This is a genomic window from Pseudomonas sp. H9, from assembly GCF_004353925.1.
Lineage (GTDB): Bacteria > Pseudomonadota > Gammaproteobacteria > Pseudomonadales > Pseudomonadaceae > Aquipseudomonas.
On sequence record NZ_SMOK01000020.1, the window covers coordinates 1 to 18,082 of the forward strand.

Consider the following 18,082-nt stretch of genomic DNA (forward strand, 5'->3'; position numbering starts at 1 on the left):
GGAGCGGGCTTGCCCCGCGATTGCGGTATGTGAGCTATATAGCATCGCGGGGCAAGCCCGCTCCCACCGCAAGCCCGCTCCTACAGTAAGCTCCACCAAGCGTCCAAAAAAAAACCGAAGCGGTTCAAGGCTTCGGTTTTGATTGGCATCAGCGCAAGGCTCAGGCCGGGAACAGCTCGCTCAGCTTCATCGACAGCATCATGTCGCCTTCAACGCGCAGCTTGCCGCCCATGAAGGCTTGCATGCCGTCGGTTTCGCCGCTGACGATGCCTTTGAGGGTTTCGCTGTCCAGTACCAGGGTGCAGTTGGCGTCGGCGTTTTCGCCTTCCTGGATTTCGCAGGTGCCATCCTTGACGATCAGGGCGTAGTGCTTGTCTTCGTCAGTGATGTTGAAACCGAACACCAGGTCAAGACCGGCAGCAGCAGCTGGGTTGAACTTGGCTTTCATCGCTTCGACGGCTTTTGCTACATCGCTCATGGTGTGTTCCTTATTAAGTGATAACGGCAGCCGATGAAAGCTGCCAGGAGCCGGGGCTCAACGGTAAGTGATGAGCTCCGGCGCCTTCAGCAGCTGCACATGGGCTTGGCTGTTGAAGGAAGCCAGGGCCACCTCGCGACCACGAAACTTAAGTTGGCTGAGCGAGGTGTTGATGATCTGCCAGTTCAGCGTAAACGCCTGGCTGGCAGAGATACAGGTCACCAGGTGGAGCAGGGCGGTGATCGTACCGCCCGAGGTAAAGATTGCAATGTTGTCGCCGTGGCTGGCCTGTTGCAGCGCACGCTGCAGACCGTTTTCAACGCGCTGGACGAAGCCCTGCCAGGACTCGCACCCGTTGCTGTCGTATTCGCCGCTGTGCCAGCGCTGGACCAGCAGGGCAAACAAGCGCTGGAACTCACTGCGATGTTCGGTACCGTTGCGCAGGATGTGCCGGGCCTCAGGCTCTTCGGGCAACAATCCGGGCAGCAGGTTGCGGATCATGGCGTCAGCGTCGAACTCGTTGAAGGCGGCATCGGTTTCAACCGACGGTACCTCGATGCCTGCGCGCTGCATGGCCGCCAGGGCCAGGCGCGCGGTGTCTTGCTGGCGGCGCAGATCGCCGGCCAGGCAGCGGTCCAGCCGTATGCCCAACTGGGCCAGGTGTTCACCGAGGACTTCGCTTTGCCGGATGCCCACTGGCGAGAGGACATCGTAGTCGTCTGCACCGAATGAGGCCTGGCCATGTCGAATCAGGTAGATGCTGCCCACGTTGTACGCCTGCACTGAGAATGAGGCCGAGGTTAGGACGCCGCTGTCGGGCTGTCAACGAAAAAACATACAAGCGTTTGAAAAGAGCGTTTGAACTGCGTTGCCGAACATTTCCTACGCTGGCAGGGGCAAGGCTGCCTCGGTATGCTTGACTATCGGTTCGCGCCGTTCGGGCGCCGGCATGTTAAGGAGTTACTGTGGAGTTTCTTGCAGAGTACGCAAGCTTTCTCGCCAAGACCGCGACCCTGGTGATCGCAATTCTGGTGGTGCTCTCGGCTATTGCCGGGTTACGTGGTAAAGGTCGGCGCAAGGCCGGCGGGCAGTTGCAGGTCAATAAACTCAATGAGTTCTACAAAGACCTGCGCGAGCGCCTGGAAAGCAACTTGCTCGACAAAGCGCAGCTCAAGGCCCTGCGCAAGCAGCAGGCGAAGGCGCAAAAACAGGAAAAGAAGACCCCGGACGACAAACCGCGGGTATTCGTGCTCGACTTCAATGGCGATATCAAGGCCTCGGCCACCGAAAGCCTGCGTCATGAAATCACTGCACTGCTGACCCTCGCCACCCCGCGTGACGAAGTGGTGCTGCGCCTTGAGAGCGGCGGTGGCATGGTTCACAGCTACGGCCTGGCCGCCTCGCAACTGGCGCGTATCCGCCAGGCGGGCATTCCGCTGACGGTGTGTATCGACAAGGTTGCTGCCAGCGGCGGCTATATGATGGCCTGCATCGGCGACAAGATTGTCAGCGCCCCGTTCGCCATCCTCGGATCGATCGGGGTGGTGGCGCAGCTGCCGAACGTCAATCGCCTGCTGAAAAAGCACGATGTCGATTTCGAAGTGTTCACCGCCGGTGAGTACAAACGCACCGTCACCGTGTTTGGCGAGAACACTGAAAAGGGCCGGGAGAAGTTCCAGGAAGACCTGGACGTCACCCACCAGTTGTTCAAGGATTTCGTCTCGCGCTATCGCCCACAACTGCACATCGACGATGTCGCCACCGGTGAAGTGTGGCTGGGTGTTGCCGCGCTCAACAAGCAATTGGTTGACGAGCTCAAGACCAGCGACGAATACCTGGGTGAGCGTGTGCGCGAGTCGAACCTCTACCACCTGCATTTTGCCGAGCGCAAAAGCTTGCAGGAACGCGTCGGGCTGGCCGCCAGTGGCACGATCGAGAACACGCTGCTCGGGCTCTGGAGCAAACTGGGACAGTGGCGCTGAGCAATAAGTAACGCCAAGGCATCGCATCATTGCGTTTTTCTGTGGGTTCAATCGCCCACAGGGAAACGTCAATGTCCACCTCCGATACGCAAACCCCGCCTGGCTTGCATGGCCGCTACCTGGCCAAACGCCTTCCCCATGTGTTCAAGCATGCAACCGCGTCCGACCTCAAGCGTTGGCGCGACGTGCAGCGCCCTGCGCAACTGACTGCCAACGGGCTTGCGGGCTGGTTCCAGCAGGCCAGCGAGGACGAGCGCCAGGTGCTGCTCGACGCGCAGAAACAAAGCCGCGCCTCCACCCACGCGCTGGCCAAGGCACTGAAAAGCCTCAAGGCACCCACGACTTTTGCCGAACCGTTACTCAAGGCTGAGCTGAAGAGCCGCCTGGATGTGGAGCTCAACGTCAACACCGTGCAACTGGTGGAGCTGCACCACGAGCCGGTGTTCCTGGGATCCATGCTGCGGCTCCAGCCGATCCAGCAAACGCTGTTGCAGGCAGCCATGCAGAACTATGCCGCCGACAAACGCTTTGAGAAGGGCAGTGCGCTGGCGCCAAAGGGCGCCTTTACCCTGGAACTCAAGCCGAACGCAGAGGAGGGTGCCTACCCGCGCTTTGCATACCGTTACAGTGAAAAGCTGGAGATTGCCCCGGAGCGTTTCGCCACCCTGTGCCACGAGCTGGACTTGGGTGAGAAATACCAGGCACACATTCGTGAGGTGTATGAAGACCCGGCAACACAAAGCCATGTGCGCAGCCTGTCGATCACTGCAGAGAAGGATCACTTACGACAAACCGCGCAGATAGCGTTCATGAAAGATGAGATCTCCGAGGCGGCGCGGCAGATGATCAATGGCCTGATTGACGGCCAACGCGCCCCACTGTTCCACGACAAGCCGGTGATCTGCCAGACCCTGACAATGTTCGGTGCAGCGCTGGACCGGGTAGTGGTATTGAGTGCCGACCGCATTGCCAGCGACCATGTAGAGCCTATTGTCGTTTACCTGCCCGGGGCGCCCCTGTACCCGCTCAAAGAGTACGCTTCGGTTGCCGCGTTCAAGAGCGACTTGCGCATCAACCTGCTCAAACCTGCCTATCTGAAGCTGTTTCGTGGGTATGTTGCGCAGAAAGAACATCCTCACTTTTTCAAGCGAGTCAAAGAGGCAGCCTATCGCAACGATGGCTCTGGTCAGTTCAACCCGGAGTCAAACCTGCACCTGCGTGACGAGGCAATCGGCGGTGACCTGTTCGACTACCGGCAAGATCAGCACCTGCTGCGCATCAAGGTCAATGCCCGTCACCTGTTAGTACCCAGCGCTGAGGTGGATGAAGCGGCCAGCAAACTGCGCCTGGCGTACTGGGAAAACATCGGCTTGAACGTACTCAATGCTGCCGCGTTCTTTGTGCCCGCACTGGGTGCGGTGATGGCGGTGGTGGCCGCAGTGCAAATGGTTGGTGAAATTATTGACGGTGCCAATGCCTGGGAAGCGGGTGACCTTGACGAGGCATTGGCACACTTTGAATCTGTGGCATTGAATGTTGTGGTGGCCGTCGGCCTGGGGGCTGCCGGGCATGTCGGCAGTTCGGTAAGTACGAGTGAAACCGTTGACGGGTTGCTGCGCGTCACACTGCCCAATGGTCAGCAACGTTTGTGGAAACCCGACCTTCAGCCTTATGCCCGCGATGTCGAACTGACAGGTATCACCCCGGATGAGCAAGGCGTGTACACGCGTGATTCAACGTCTTTTGTGCGCATCGGCGAGCATGTGTTCGAGGTCGCCCAGGATACCAAGAAGAACTGGTCGATCTGCCACCCGGACGATCCGCAGGCCTATCAGCCGACGCTGAAGCACAATGGTGAGGGACTGTGGCAGGCAGAGGGTGAGCAACCCCTGCAATGGAGTCATGAACAGTTGTTGAAACGCCTTGGTCACGCTGCGCATGGCCTGGATGATGAGAGGGTTGAGCTGGCCGTAAAGGTGAGTGGTGTGGACGATGACGTACTGCGCCGTATGCACGTTGACCGCTCGCCGATGCCGGCGCTGCTCAAGGAAACCTTGGCGCGCTATCAGGTCGATCAACGCGTCAACCGCCTGATCGACAGCCTGGGCAGTAGCGCCGCTGGTACAGAAGGGCTGGAGATGGGGCCCACCTTGAGCCAGGACCTGGCGCGCTGGCCTCAACGGGTGTTCGAGGTCTACGACGAGGCGAACCTTAACCGTGAGCCTGTTCGCTACGGTGCTGCGCGCTGGCCTAGCGGGCGTGTCATTCGTATCTCGCTCAGGGAGTTGTATGCCAACCAATTGGCTGATCGGGTGTTGGCAGACCTGAGCGAAAGCGAGGCCATGGATTTGTTCGGTTCAAGTGTCGAACCCGAGCAACGTCTGTCGGTATTGCGCAAGCTTATTGCCGAACGCGCGGAGCACCGTCGTAGCGAAATCTTCACTATCATGTATGAGCATGGCCGAGCGACACGCAGCGCCGAGCAAGCCCTGTTGATGCGCGACTTCCCTGCACTGACCGATGAGGTCGCACAAGAAATCATCCAGGCTGCAGATGCCGATGAGTACCGGCAAATGCAAGGTAGTGAAGGGCGCGTGCCGATGCGTCTGGCCGAGGAAGCGCGGGTCTACCAGCGTCAGTTGGTACTGTGTCGCGCCATTCAGGGGATGCACGAAACTCGCCTGGCAAGCCTCGACAGCGATCGTCTGGCGGTGGGCTTGCTGGCAAAACTGCCAGGCTGGACCGACACGGTGCGTGTCGAGCTGCGCGAAGACACTGAGGCCGGACGCCTGTTGGCCAGCGCTGGCGCGGCGGGGGGGAGCTTAAGGTAGTGGTCCGTACTGCTGAGGGTTACACCGCTTATGATGCCCAAGGGCTTGAGTTGTCGAAGGGCCAGTCGCTCTATGCTTCTCTGCTCAAGGCGCTGCCCGATAGTGAACGGCAGGCGCTGAACTTGCAGATCCATTCCGCGCAATCGCTACAAGAGCAACTGTGTGCCATCGCCGTGGCGGATCGTACCGCAGCGGCCCGGGCGCTGGGTCAACAGCCCATCAAGCCCTGGTTCCGCGCACCCATGCGACTGGCCGATGGGCGAGCGGGATATCCCCTGGGTGGGGCGGTGGGCAGCATGGGGATCGACTCCAAGCTCAACGCACTGTTTCCAACGCTTTCGCATGCTGAGCTTGAGACACTCAAAGCGCGCTTGTTGTTGGAAAATCAGCACCTGGGCGACGCAGTGTTCAAGTTGCAGAGCGAGCTGCGTAAGCTTGAGGAAACCCTTGAACAGTGGGCCCAGGACAGCGCGAATGTTTATCAACGCACCTACCGTGAGCAAACCCGCAGGGCATTGATCAGTGCCTGGCGTCGGCAAGGTGGGCGCCAGCACACGGAATTGACGTTGTTTGGTCCGGACGTCGGGGAACTGCCTCGGTTGACGGCGCGCTTTGACCATATCCAGCGCTTGTACTTGACCCGAATGAATCTGCAGGCGTTACCCGACGGTTTCCTGCGTTGCTTTCCCAATGTTCAGCAGTTGTCGCTGGAGGCTAACTACTTCAATGTCATACCGCCGGAGGTTGCAACATTGACCCAGCTGAAGGAGCTGAACCTGCGCGAACTCAGACTTGATAGTAGCGACACGATGTTCGACGCACTGAAACCGTTGGTGAACTTACAGTCGTTGGAGCTACAAAGCAGTGGCCTGCGAAGCATCCCGAGTCCAGCGCTGGAGGCGCTTGGATCATTGCCCGCCTTGAGGCGATTGAACTTGCGCTATAACCAGGTCGCCCTGACCACGGAGGCGCTGCAATCCCTGGCCCAGTTGCCGCTACAGGAGCTGGATTTGAGCTCGACGGGTCTGGTACTGGACGAAGCGGGCGCTGCTGTGTTCTCCCGTTTCGATCGCTTGCAGCGGTTGTGGTTGACGGCTAATCGATTGGGGCGCGCGCCCAACCTGGAAAACCTGGCACAGCTTGAAGAGCTGGACTTGAACAGTTGTGAGCTTAATGAGTTCCCGGCGGGTTTGCTTACGCTGATGAATCTTGAGCCTAATGCACTGCGAAGAGTCGACTTGAGTCGCAACCAGATCACCCAATTGCCGGCGTTGGCCGAGACGGTTTTTGGCCAGAACCTGCGCAACGATGCCGAGCGAGCGCACAGGCTGAACCTGTTCTACAACCCGCTGGAGGCCTCGAGCATTGCGCGCCTGAGTGCCGTCGGGTCGGATTTCATTTCTGATACGGTCATGGAGCTACAGCCAGAGCAAGCCTGGTTACGTGGTGCGACCGAAGCCAACCGCGAGCTTTGGCAGCAATGGTTCCAGCATGACCGCCATACTGCACTGCGTGATGTGCTTGAGCGATTGGCCAATTCAGCCGAGTTCAAGCGCAATGGGCAAGACCTGCGCAAACGCGTTTGGTCGATGCTCAAGCTGGGCTCGGAGTCCACTCAACTCAGAGAAGACTTGCTGGAAATCGCCAATGCCTTCCCGATTACCTGTGGCGATGCCGGTGCCGATGCCTTCAGCGCGATGGAAATCGCCGTGCTGGTGTTCGAGCGCAGCGCGCTGGCGACCACAGAAGACCGTGGCGCTGAACTCCTGGCGCTGTACAAGCAGTTGTTCCGTCGCCATGAAGTGGAGCGTAGGGCTGATGCCCTGTCGTTGGCGCGTAAGCTGCGGCGCCTGGCGCTGACTGAAGAACAGACCCCGACAGCACTTGATCCGTTGGATGACATCAGTGACGACTTGCTGCGCAGAGAGGGGGTTGATGATATCGAAATCAGGCTGGCCCTGCGTCAGGATCTGTCGGCCAAGCTGGACTATCCGGAGCCATCCGCCGGCATGCTTTACCGCACGACTGCCAATCTGTCTGAGCAGACCATAGGGCGTGTTGAACAAGCGGTCAGAACAAGTGATACCGTGGAAAACCGTCAGGCATGGATGGTGAGCGAGAGCAATTGGCAGCGTTACCTGAAGCAGCGCTATACCGCGCAGTTCGATGAAGTCGCCCAACCCTTTGTAGACGGTGTGGAGTACCTGGACTATTGCAACGGCCTGTCGGACGAAGTGCCAGGCTCGCTTACTGACAACGTACTGGAAATCCTGCGTACAGCGTTGAACGCAGAGCCGCTGGACACAGACGGTACGCTGCGCAAACTGGAACCTTCAAGTCAGGATTACGTGGCCGCAGCCAATGCGTTGGCAAGCGCACGTAGCAAGGCTGAGGATGATTTGATGGCCAAGTTGACGCAAGAAACTGAAGCCTGAGCCTCTAGCTTGCAGCTTGCAGCTTGCAGCTTGCAGCTTGCAGCTTGCAGCTTGCAGCTTGCAGCTTGCAGCTATAAAAAAACCGATACCAGCGAGCTGGTATCGGTTTTTTGTGCCTTCAGCGACGACGGAACAACGGTTGTGGTTCGTCGGTTGCGGCCTGGTAGGTCACGGAAAAGTCCTTGAGGCTTTCCAGTGCTTCGACCGGGTCTTTGTCGGCGCGCAGGGCGAAGGCATCGAAGCCACAGCGTTTCATGTAGAACAGCTGATCGCGCAGCACGTCGCCGATGGCACGCAATTCGCCGGTGAACTTGTAGCGATCACGCAGCAGACGCGCATTGGAATAGTTGCGCCCGTCGGTGAAGGCCGGGAAGTTCAGGGCGATGACCTGGAAGCTGGCGACATCTTCACCGATTTCTTCGGCTTCTTCGTCGGCATCGAGCCACACACCCAGGCCGCCGTCGCGGGCCTTGAGGGCGTGGCCATGATCACGCCACAGCTGCAACGGCACGATGTAGTCGTCGCAGTTGGTCAGCTCGTCGAAGGACACGTCCTTGGGCAGCAAGTGCCAGGTTTCGTCGACGATTTCGTTGTTCTTAATGATTCGCTGCATAGACGCGTTCCTTGAAAGGGTCGATGCCAATACGCTGGTAGGTGTCGATGAAGCGCTCGTCTTCGGTACGTTTTTCAACGTAGACGTCGATCAGCTTCTCGATCACATCCGGCATGTCGTCCTGGGCAAAGGAAGGGCCAAGGATCTTGCCCAGGCTGGCGTCGCGGCTGGCGCTGCCACCGAGGGAGACCTGGTAGAACTCTTCACCTTTCTTGTCCACCCCGAGAATGCCGATGTGGCCAACGTGGTGGTGACCACAGGCGTTCATGCAGCCGGAGATGTTCAGGTCCAGTTCGCCGATGTCGAACAGGTAGTCCAGGTCGTCGAAACGGCGCTGGATGGATTCGGCAATCGGGATCGACTTGGCGTTGGCCAACGAGCAGAAGTCGCCGCCAGGGCAGCAGATGATGTCGGTCAGCAGGCCGATGTTCGGTGTGGCAAAGCCACCTTCACGCAGCTCCAGCCACAGGGCGTGCAGTTGGCTCTGCTCGACGTCGGCGAGGATGATGTTCTGCTCGTGGGAGGTGCGCAGCTGGCCGAAGCTGTAGCGTTCGGCCAGGTCGGCAACGGCATCGAGCTGTTTGTCGGTCAGGTCGCCTGGGGCCACACCGGTTGGCTTGAGCGACAGGGTCACGGCAACATAGCCTGGCTTCTTGTGCGCCAGGACGTTGCGGGTGCGCCAGCGAGCAAAACCTGGGTGCTGTTGCTCAAGTTCGCTGAAGTCGAGGTTGTCGAGCTGCTTGTAGTCCGGGTCGACGAAGTGCTTGGCCACGCGCTGTACTTCGGCTTCGGTCAGCGTGGTGCTGCCACCGCGCAGGTGGACCATTTCGGCCTCGACCCTTTCAGCGAACACTTCAGGGGTGAGCGCCTTGACCAGGATCTTGATCCGCGCCTTGTACTTGTTGTCGCGACGGCCATAGCGGTTGTACACCCGCAGGATCGCGTCGAGGTAGCTGAGCAGGTCTTGCCACGGCAGGAATTCGTTGATGAAGGCGCCGACCACCGGGGTACGGCCCAGGCCGCCGCCGACCAATACGCGGAAGCCCAGCTCGCCAGCGGCGTTGTACACCGGCTCCAGGCCGATGTCGTGCACTTCGATGGCGGCACGGTCGCTGTTCGCACCGTTGATTGCAATTTTGAACTTGCGCGGCAGGTAGGCGAATTCCGGGTGGAAGGTGGTCCACTGGCGAACGATTTCACACCATGGGCGCGGGTCGATCACTTCATCAGCCGCGACACCGGCGAACTGGTCGGTGGTGACGTTGCGCAGGCAGTTGCCGCTGGTCTGGATCGCGTGCATTTGCACGGTAGCCAGTTCCGCGAGGATCTCGGGAATGTCTTCCAGGGCCGGCCAGTTGTACTGCACGTTCTGCCGGGTGCTGATGTGGGCATAGCCCTTGTCGTAGTCGCGCGCGATCTTCGCCAGCATCCGGGTTTGACGGGACGTCAGCTGGCCATACGGCACCGCGACCCGCAACATCGGGGCAAAACGTTGAATATAGAGGCCATTTTGCAGGCGTAGGGGGCGGAACTCTTCTTCGCTCAGCTCACCGGCCAGGTAGCGGCGGGTCTGATCACGGAACTGCTTGACGCGGTCCTCGATGATCCGCTGATCGTACTCGTCGTATACGTACATAGGGGTCCTGTTCTCAAGCTGCTTGCAGCTAATCGCGCGCACGGCCGCGCACTCCCAAAGCGGAGCGGGGGAAAGATAGCAGTTTGCGGTTATGCGCAAAAGTGATGTTTTTGCATATGAAAAGAACCATTTGGACTAAGTGAGACTGACTGCCATTTAGCCGTTTGCCCCCATGCGGTGTTTATAATTGACGGTTTGAACAGGAGGAGCGAATCCGCATGCTCAAGGCCTTGTGCCAAAGCCTTTGCCTGAGTCTGCCGCTGGCTGCCAGCGCGCAAGCTGCGTCGGTGGTGTTTCTCAATCCGGGCTATTCCAACGAGACCTTTTGGGTCAGCTATTCGAACTTCATGCAGGCCGCCGCCAAGGACCTGGGCATGCAGCTGCGTATCAAATACAGCGAGCGGCGCTCGGAGCTGGCACTGACCCAGGCCCGTGAGGTGCTTGAAGGCAACGAGCGGCCCGACTACCTGGTGCTGGTGAACGAGCAATATGTCGCGCCGGAAATTATCCGCCTGTCACGGGGCAGTGGGGTCAAGCTGTTTCTGGTCAATAACGGCCTGACGCACGACCAGGCAGCGTTGATCGCCGATCACCCGGACAAGTACCCGCCGCTGCTCGGTACCCTGGTGGGCAACGATGAGCAGGCTGGGTATCAGATGCTCAAGGAGCTGATTGCGTTGCGCACGCAGACGGCAGGCAACCGGCCGATCGAGTTGCTGGCGTTCTCCGGTGTCAAAACCACGCCGGCCGCGCAACTGCGTGAGCAAGGCATGCGCCGGGCATTGGCCGAGCATCCGCAGGTTCGCTTGCGTCAGGTGGTGTATGGCGGCTGGGGGCAGCAGCGGGCTTATGAGCAGGCGCAACTGTTGTTGAAGCGCTACCCGAACATTGATCTGGTTTGGTCGGCCAACGACGAGATGGCCTTTGGCGCCATGCAGGCGTTTGTCGAAGCCGGTCGCACACCGGGTAAAGATGTGCTGTTCAGTGCCGTCAACAGCTCGGCACAAGCGCTGCAGGCGCGTATCGACGGGCAGCTTAGCGTACTGATGGGCGGGCACTTTTCACTCGGTGGCTGGGCGATGGTGTTGCTGCACGATGATGCGATGAATCTGCCAATCGACCGTGACGGCCTGCGCAACCATCAGGCACCGGTGTTGCAACTGATCGACCCGATGCGCGCGCAACGCTGGCTGAAGTTTCTCGATCAGCCCGACTATGGCCTGGATTTCAGCCGCTTCAGCGCTCAAGGCCAGCACCGTGACTATCGCTATCCATTCCTGAGCGCACCGGTCAAATATTAAAAACCCTGCTTGAGCAAAGGGCATTGCTGAACTTAACTGCTACGGGTGACATGCATTCCCATAAACACCACAAGAGGCAATGCAATGGGAAATTCGACCAAAGCGGGTAAGCCTGACAGCAGTGTCGATGCTTGGGCGATACTCTGTCTGATCGTTCTGGTTGTTGTGACCGCCGTGTATTGGGTCAGCCACCAGTGATATCACGCGATGGGTAATCATGTGCCGCCCGCAGAATGGACATCTGCGGGCGGATTACGTTTCAGCGACTGGTTAAATGCATGGCCAGTTGTACCAGCCCGACCAACACCAGAATGAACACCAAGGTAAATACGGTGCCCAGTGCGATGAAGTGGCTGGCCTTGCCGTAGGTGAAGTCGCGTGCGCGATTCTTGCCAGTCTGTACGCCGAACGCAGCGGCGAGAATGCTCTGCAGCATCTGCCAGAAGGTTGGGGGTTTGCCGTGGGCGGGGTCGTCCATGAGGGGCTCCTTGGTGTAGGCATCCCCCTCAGTGTAGACAGGTGGGAACAGGCTTGCTGTAGGAGCGGGCTTGTCCCGCGATTGCGGTGTATCAGACACATCGCAATCGCGGGACAAGCCCGCTCCTACAGCAGTACCCTTCAGTTAGCTGTCATAGCCAAGGTTAGGCGCCAGCCAGCGCTCGGTGACGCTGAGTTCTTGGCCTTTACGGGCGGTGTAGCTTTGCACCTGGTCCTTGTCCACTTTGCCAACCGCAAAGTACTGCGCCTGCGGGTGCGCAAAGTACCAGCCGCTGACCGCCGCCGCCGGGAACATGGCGAAGTGTTCGGTGAGGAACACGCCGCTCGGGCCGGTTTCGCCAATGGCGGTGCCATCGAGCAGGCGGAACAGGGTTTCTTTCTCGGTGTGGTCCGGGCACGCCGGGTAGCCCGGGGCAGGGCGGATACCCGAGTATTGCTCCTTGATCAGCGCTTCGTTGTCCAGGTGCTCGTCCTTGGCGTAACCCCAATGCTCTTTACGCACCTGCTCATGCAGCCATTCCGCGCAGGCTTCGGCCAGGCGGTCGGCCAGGGCTTTGACCATGATCGAGTTGTAGTCGTCGCCCTTGTCCTGATAAGCCTTGGCGACTTCTTCGGCGCCGATACCGGCGGTGGTGATGAAACCGCCGACGTAATCGGTGATGCCGGTTTCCTTCGGCGCGACGAAGTCGGCAAGGGAGAAGTTCGGCTTGCTGTCCGGCTTGATGGTTTGCTGGCGCAGGTGGTGCAGTTGCGCCAACGGCTGGCCATCGGCGCCGTAGACTTCGATGTCGTCGTGGTTGACCTGGTTGGCCGGCCAGAAGCCGAACACGGCACGGGCACTGATCAGCTTTTCATCGATCAGCTTGGCGAGCATGTCCTGGGCATCCTTGTACAGCGCCGTGGCAGCTTCGCCGACGACTTCGTCATTCAAGATGCGCGGGAACTTGCCGGCCAGGTCCCAGGAAATGAAGAACGGTGTCCAGTCGATGTACTCGGCCAGCACCTTGAGGTCGATGTTCTCCAGCACCTTGACACCGGTGAAGGTGGGCACCGCCGGTTGGTAGTTGGCCCAGTCGTACTGCGGCTTGGCAGCAATCGACTGTTCGTAGCTCAGGCGCTCGGTGCGGGCGCTGCGGTTGGCAGTACGCTCACGGACTTCAATGTAGTCCTGGCGGGTCTTCTCGACGAAGCCCGGCTTGAGCTCATTGGACAGCAGCTGAGTGGCGACGCCGACAGCACGCGAGGCGTCGGTGACGTAGACCACCGCGTCGTTGCTGTACTTGGGTTCGATCTTCACCGCCGTGTGCGCTTTGGAGGTGGTGGCGCCACCGATCATCAGCGGCAGGTGGAAGTCCTGACGCTGCATCTCGCGAGCGACATGAACCATCTCGTCCAGCGACGGAGTGATCAGGCCGGACAAACCGATGATGTCGCAGTTCTGCTCGCGGGCGGTCTGCAGGATCTTCTCGGCCGGGACCATCACGCCGAGGTCGACAATGTCATAGCCGTTGCAACCGAGCACCACGCCGACGATGTTCTTGCCGATGTCGTGAACGTCACCTTTGACCGTTGCCATGAGGATCTTGCCCTTGGCTTGCGGCTTGTCGCCTTTTTCGGCTTCGATGAATGGGATCAGGTGGGCAACGGCCTGCTTCATCACCCGCGCCGATTTCACCACCTGCGGCAGGAACATCTTACCGGCGCCGAACAGGTCGCCGACCACGTTCATGCCACTCATCAGCGGGCCTTCGATGACCTCGATCGGGCGCGCGCATTGCTGGCGGCACTCTTCGGTGTCTTCAACGATGAAGGCGGTGATGCCCTTGACCAGCGCGTGTTCCAGGCGCTTGTCGACCGGCAGCGAACGCCACTCTTCGTTCTCGACTTCCTTGCTAGCACCACCGCCTTTGTAGTCGTCGGCAATTGCCAGCAGGGCATCGGTGCCTTCCGGAGTGCGGTTGAGCACCACTTCTTCGACCTTCTCGCGCAGCGCGAGCGGGATCTCGTCGTAGATCTCCAACTGGCCGGCGTTGACGATACCCATGGTCAGGCCGTTCTGGATCGCGTGGTAGAGGAACACCGAGTGAATCGCTTCGCGCACCGGGTTGTTGCCGCGGAACGAGAACGACACGTTGGAAACACCGCCGCTCGACAGGGCGTAGGGCAGGTGGTCGCGAATGTAGGCGCAGGCTTCGATGAAATCGACAGCGTAGTTGTTGTGCTCTTCAATGCCGGTGGCTACGGCGAAGATGTTCGGGTCGAAGATGATGTCTTCCGCCGGGAAGCCGACTTCATTGACCAGAATGTCGTAGCTGCGCTGGCAGATTTCCTTTTTACGCGCAGCGGTGTCGGCCTGGCCGACTTCGTCGAAGGCCATCACCACCACGGCGGCACCGTAGCGTTTGCACAGTTTGGCGTGATGCTTGAAGGCTTCGACGCCTTCTTTCATCGAGATCGAGTTGACGATGCCCTTGCCCTGAATGCACTTGAGGCCCGCTTCGATCACTTCCCACTTGGAGGAGTCGATCATGATCGGCACGCGGGAAATATCGGGCTCGCCGGCGATCAGGTTGAGGAACTTGACCATGGCCGCCTGGGAGTCGAGCATCCCTTCGTCCATGTTGATGTCGATCACCTGGGCGCCGGCCTCGACTTGCTGCAGGGCGACTTCCAGCGCTTCGGTGTAGTTCTCTTCACGGATCAGCCGGGCGAACTTGGCGGAACCGGTGATGTTGGTACGTTCACCGACGTTGACGAACAGCGAGTTGCGATCGATGGTGAACGGCTCAAGGCCCGACAGCCGACAGGCTTTAGGGATGTCTGGAATCGCCCGCGGTTTGTACTTGGCCACAGCTTCGGCGATGGCCTGGATATGCCCTGGAGTGGTACCGCAGCAACCGCCGATGATGTTGAGGAAGCCACTGGCGGCAAACTCTTCGACCACCACAGCCATTTCCGCCGGGGTTTCATCGTACTCGCCGAAGGCGTTCGGCAGGCCGGCGTTGGGGTGGGCGGAGACGTGGGTGCCGGCCTTGGTCGACAGTTCTTCCAGGTACGGGCGCAGGTCTTTGGCGCCGAGGGCGCAGTTCAGCCCCACGGAAATCGGGTTGGCGTGACGCACCGAGTTCCAGAACGCTTCGGTGGTCTGGCCCGACAGGGTACGGCCCGAGGCATCGGTGATAGTCCCGGAGATCATGATCGGCAGTTCCAGGCCGTCTTCTTCGAACACCTGCTGCACGGCAAAGATCGCCGCCTTGGCGTTGAGGGTATCGAAGATCGTCTCGATCAGGATCAGGTCGGCACCGCCCTCGATCAGGCCGCGGGTGGCCTCGATGTAGTTTTCTACCAGCAGATCAAAGGTGACGTTGCGGTAGCCAGGGTCGTTGACGTCGGGCGAGATGGAACAGGTGCGGCTGGTCGGGCCGAGAACGCCAGCGACAAAGCGAGGTTTGTCCGGAGTTTCGAGGGTTTTCGCATCGGCAACCTGACGGGCAATCCGCGCGCCTTCGACGTTGAGCTCGTACACCAGCGACTCCATGCCATAGTCGGCCTGGGATATCTGCGTGGCGTTGAAGGTGTTGGTCTCGAGAATATCGGCACCCGCATCCAGGTACGCTTTCTCGATGGCGGCGATGACATCCGGGCGCGAAAGCAGCAACAGGTCGTTGTTGCCTTTCACATCGCTTGGCCAATCGGCGAAGCGCGTGCCACGATAGTCGTGTTCCTCAAGGCGGTAGCTTTGGATCATAGTACCCATGCCGCCATCGAGGATCAGAATGCGCTCTTTGAGTGCTTGCTGAAGTGCTTGGAAACGAGCGCTGCGGTCAGACATAGGACTACCTGGTCGGGCAAAAACAAAAGTTGCGGAATAATAACAAAGCTGCGCGGTTTTTAGACGTGTCGAGCATTTACATGAATTTCATTCATGTTGACGCGCCGCCAGCACCGGTAGAATCGTGAAGCTTTCATACCCAGGACATTCGGCACATGGTGCATCGCTTACTTGCCGGCGCTTTCGCTCTGTTGATCAGCAGCGTGGCGTTGGGGCAAGCCCCTCAAACCAGCCCGGCTATTTCGTATACCCGGGACATCCAACCGATTTTCACGGAGAAATGCGTCGCCTGCCATGCCTGTAACGACGCCGCCTGCCAGCTGAACCTGGGCAGTGCCGAAGGCGCCTCGCGCGGGGCATCCAAAGTGCCGGTGTATCAAGGTGACCGCAGTCAGGCTGTGGCCCCGACCCGGTTGTTCTACGACGCTCAGAGCACTCAAGCGTGGCAGCGCAAAGGTTTCAATTCGGTGCTCGACAACCAGGGCAGCCAGGCCGCGCTGATGGCGCGGATGCTCGAACTGGGGCACAAGACGCCGCTGACGCCGAATGCCAAGCTGCCTGAAGAAATCGTTCTGGGCCTGAACCGCAACAACATGTGCCCGTTGCCCGGTGAGTTCGATGCCTACGCCGGGGCACACCCGAAAGAGGGCATGCCGCTGGCGGTGACCGGCCTCACCGATGCCCAGTACCAGACGCTGCAACGCTGGTTGGCGGCAGGCGCACCGGTGGAGCACGATCCTGTGCAGCCAAGCGCCAACGAGGCGGCACAGATTGCCGAATGGGAAGCACTGCTCAATCGCCCAGGCTCCACTGAGGCGTTGGTCGGACGCTGGCTATACGAGCATTTGTTCCTCGCGCACATCTACTTTGTCGGCGGCGAGCCTGGGCACTTCTTCCAGTGGGTGCGCTCGCGCACGCCCAGTGGCCAGCCCATCGATATCATTGCGACTCGCCGCCCCAACGACCCGCCAGGTACCGACTTCTATTACCGGCTGATGCCGGTGCAAGGCGTGATCGTGCATAAAACCCACATCACCTACCCGATGGGGCCGCAGAAGCTCAAGCGCGTCAAGCAACTGTTCTACAGCGGTGACTGGCATGCCAAGGCGCTGCCTGGCTATGGCCCGCGGCACCGCGCCAACCCGTTCGAAACCTTCGAAGCGATTCCGGCGGTGGCCCGTTACCAGTTCATGCTGGATAACGCCGAGTACTTCGTCCGTACCTTCATCCGCGGCCCGGTGTGCCGTGGCCAGATCGCCACCGATGTGATCCGTGACCATTTCTGGGCGCTGTTCCAGGAACCGGCCCATGATCGCTACCTGACCGACGCCGAGTACCGCGGCCAGGCCACGCCGTTGCTGGCCATGCCGGGACAGATCGACGATGTTGGCAGCATCCTGACCTTGTGGCATGCCTACCGCGACAAGCGCAACGAGTATGAAGTACTGCGCCGCGAAGCCTATGCCGACATGCCGGCACCGAGCTGGTCAACGCTGTGGGCCGGTAACGACAACGCACTGCTGACCATCTTCCGCCATTTCGACAGCGCCTCGGTTTCCAAGGGCCTGATTGGAGATGTACCCAAGACGGTGTGGTTGTTCGACTACCCGTTGCTGGAGCGCACCTACTATCAGCTGGCGGTCAACTTCGATGTGTATGGCAATGTCTCGCACCAGGCGCAGACGCGCTTGTACTTCGATCTGATCCGCAACGGCGCTGAGGTCAACTTCCTGCGTCTGATGCCGGCCGATGCGCGCAGTGCAATCCTGAGTGACTGGTACCAGAACAGCGGCAAGCTGAAGATGTGGCTCGACTATGAGGACATCGACACCGATTCCCCGAGCGCGCTCAAGCTTGACGCAAATGACCCTAAACGCGATTTCGGCCTCAAGCTGATCCAGCGCACCGGTAGCCTCAACGCTGCGCCTGACCCGATCAACCGTTGCCAGGGCGCCTATTGCTCGCGGCCGCAAATGAACGACGAGTTCCGCGGTGTCGAGCAAACCCTGAGCCGCCTGGTTTCGCGACCAGCCGCAGGCTTGAAGGTTATCGGCCAGTTGCCTGAAGCGACCATGCTGCGCATTGAAGGGCAGGGTGGCCAACGGCAGGTCTACAGCTTGTTGCGCAACCGTGCACACAGCAACGTAGCCTTCATGCTCGGTGAGGCTTATCGCTACCAGCCAGGTCTGGACACCCTGACGCTGGTGCCGGGAGTGTTGAGCAGTTACCCCAACTTCATGTTCAACGTACCTGCCGCCGACGTGCCGGAGTTCGTCGAAGACCTCGAAGCTGCCCGCGACGATACCGACAAGTTCGAGCGTGTGGTCATGCGCTGGGGTGTGCGCCGTAGCCATCCGCAGTTTTGGCAGTATTTCCACGACCTGAACACTTACATCAAGGAAACCGATGCGGTGGAAGCGGGTGTACTGGACATGAACCGTTACGAAAACCTCTGAAACCGGCCGCCGGGAGCGTC

Annotated in this window: 11 protein-coding genes; 5 read left to right on the forward strand and 6 right to left on the reverse strand. The window is 59.7% G+C overall.

Translation table 11 applies throughout. The annotated features are described in order from the left end of the window. Window positions 1-160 precede the first annotated feature (160 nt). Window positions 161-478: an SCP2 sterol-binding domain-containing protein gene (locus E1573_RS15895; protein WP_036995189.1), complete on the reverse strand. Its 318-nt coding sequence runs from the start codon at window positions 476-478 to the stop codon at window positions 161-163. A 57-nt stretch (window positions 479-535) separates the two neighbouring features. Next, on the reverse strand, window positions 536-1,246 hold the full coding sequence (locus E1573_RS15900; protein WP_133215355.1) for a histidine phosphatase family protein: 711 nt from the start codon (window positions 1,244-1,246) through the stop codon (window positions 536-538). Window positions 1,247-1,443: 197 nt separating this feature from the next. Here E1573_RS15900 and sohB point away from each other — a divergent pair, with 197 nt between their 5' ends. From sohB to E1573_RS15915, 3 genes are all read left to right on the forward strand, one after another. Beyond that, window positions 1,444-2,460, forward strand: a complete 1,017-nt coding sequence (sohB, locus tag E1573_RS15905) for a protease SohB (protein WP_133215357.1) — start codon at window positions 1,444-1,446, stop codon at window positions 2,458-2,460. 71 nt (window positions 2,461-2,531) lie between these two features. Next, a complete protein-coding gene (locus E1573_RS15910; protein WP_133215359.1) occupies window positions 2,532-5,291 on the forward strand; it encodes a dermonecrotic toxin domain-containing protein in 2,760 nt (919 codons plus the stop codon). Then, window positions 5,291-7,726 (forward strand): NEL-type E3 ubiquitin ligase domain-containing protein, encoded by a 2,436-nt coding sequence (locus E1573_RS15915; RefSeq protein WP_133215361.1) that lies wholly within the window; start codon window positions 5,291-5,293, stop codon window positions 7,724-7,726. The genes E1573_RS15910 and E1573_RS15915 overlap by 1 nt, the downstream gene beginning before the upstream one ends. Window positions 7,727-7,844: 118 nt before the next feature. On the opposite strand, the gene E1573_RS15920 is transcribed toward E1573_RS15915, so the two are convergent. After that, window positions 7,845-8,339: a DUF934 domain-containing protein gene (locus E1573_RS15920; protein WP_133215363.1), complete on the reverse strand. Its 495-nt coding sequence runs from the start codon at window positions 8,337-8,339 to the stop codon at window positions 7,845-7,847. Further along, window positions 8,323-9,975, reverse strand: coding sequence for a nitrite/sulfite reductase (locus E1573_RS15925; protein WP_133215365.1), 1,653 nt, complete (start codon window positions 9,973-9,975; stop codon window positions 8,323-8,325). Before E1573_RS15925 ends, E1573_RS15920 begins: the two co-directional genes overlap by 17 nt. Before the next feature lie 218 nt (window positions 9,976-10,193). Here E1573_RS15925 and E1573_RS15930 point away from each other — a divergent pair, with 218 nt between their 5' ends. Next, complete coding sequence (locus tag E1573_RS15930; RefSeq protein WP_133215367.1) at window positions 10,194-11,276, forward strand: ABC transporter substrate-binding protein; 1,083 nt, start codon at window positions 10,194-10,196, stop codon at window positions 11,274-11,276. 259 nt (window positions 11,277-11,535) lie between these two features. On the opposite strand, the gene E1573_RS15935 is transcribed toward E1573_RS15930, so the two are convergent. Both E1573_RS15935 and metH read right to left on the reverse strand, forming a co-directional pair. Continuing rightward, a complete protein-coding gene (locus tag E1573_RS15935) occupies window positions 11,536-11,754 on the reverse strand; it encodes a DUF2970 domain-containing protein (RefSeq protein ID WP_133215369.1) in 219 nt (72 codons plus the stop codon). Between the two features lie 144 nt (window positions 11,755-11,898). After that, window positions 11,899-15,606: a methionine synthase gene (gene metH, locus E1573_RS15940; protein ID WP_133215371.1), complete on the reverse strand. Its 3,708-nt coding sequence runs from the start codon at window positions 15,604-15,606 to the stop codon at window positions 11,899-11,901. 155 nt (window positions 15,607-15,761) lie between these two features. Here metH and E1573_RS15945 point away from each other — a divergent pair, with 155 nt between their 5' ends. Beyond that, window positions 15,762-18,062 (forward strand): fatty acid cis/trans isomerase, encoded by a 2,301-nt coding sequence (locus E1573_RS15945; RefSeq protein ID WP_133215373.1) that lies wholly within the window; start codon window positions 15,762-15,764, stop codon window positions 18,060-18,062. Window positions 18,063-18,082 lie beyond the last annotated feature (20 nt).

What these genes read in the sequence shown, in the direction of transcription:
- E1573_RS15895 (WP_036995189.1), bottom strand. Translation starts at nt 478, where the DNA reads ATGAGCGATGTAGCAAAAGCCGTCGAAGCGATGAAAGCCAAGTTCAAC.
- E1573_RS15920 (WP_133215363.1), bottom strand. Translation starts at nt 8,339, where the DNA reads ATGCAGCGAATCATTAAGAACAACGAAATCGTCGACGAAACCTGGCAC.
- E1573_RS15910 (WP_133215359.1), top strand. Translation starts at nt 2,532, where the DNA reads ATGTCCACCTCCGATACGCAAACCCCGCCTGGCTTGCATGGCCGCTAC.
- E1573_RS15925 (WP_133215365.1), bottom strand. Translation starts at nt 9,975, where the DNA reads ATGTACGTATACGACGAGTACGATCAGCGGATCATCGAGGACCGCGTC.
- E1573_RS15945 (WP_133215373.1), top strand. Translation starts at nt 15,762, where the DNA reads ATGGTGCATCGCTTACTTGCCGGCGCTTTCGCTCTGTTGATCAGCAGC.
- metH (WP_133215371.1), bottom strand. Translation starts at nt 15,606, where the DNA reads ATGTCTGACCGCAGCGCTCGTTTCCAAGCACTTCAGCAAGCACTCAAA.
- E1573_RS15930 (WP_133215367.1), top strand. Translation starts at nt 10,194, where the DNA reads ATGCTCAAGGCCTTGTGCCAAAGCCTTTGCCTGAGTCTGCCGCTGGCT.
- E1573_RS15935 (WP_133215369.1), bottom strand. Translation starts at nt 11,754, where the DNA reads ATGGACGACCCCGCCCACGGCAAACCCCCAACCTTCTGGCAGATGCTG.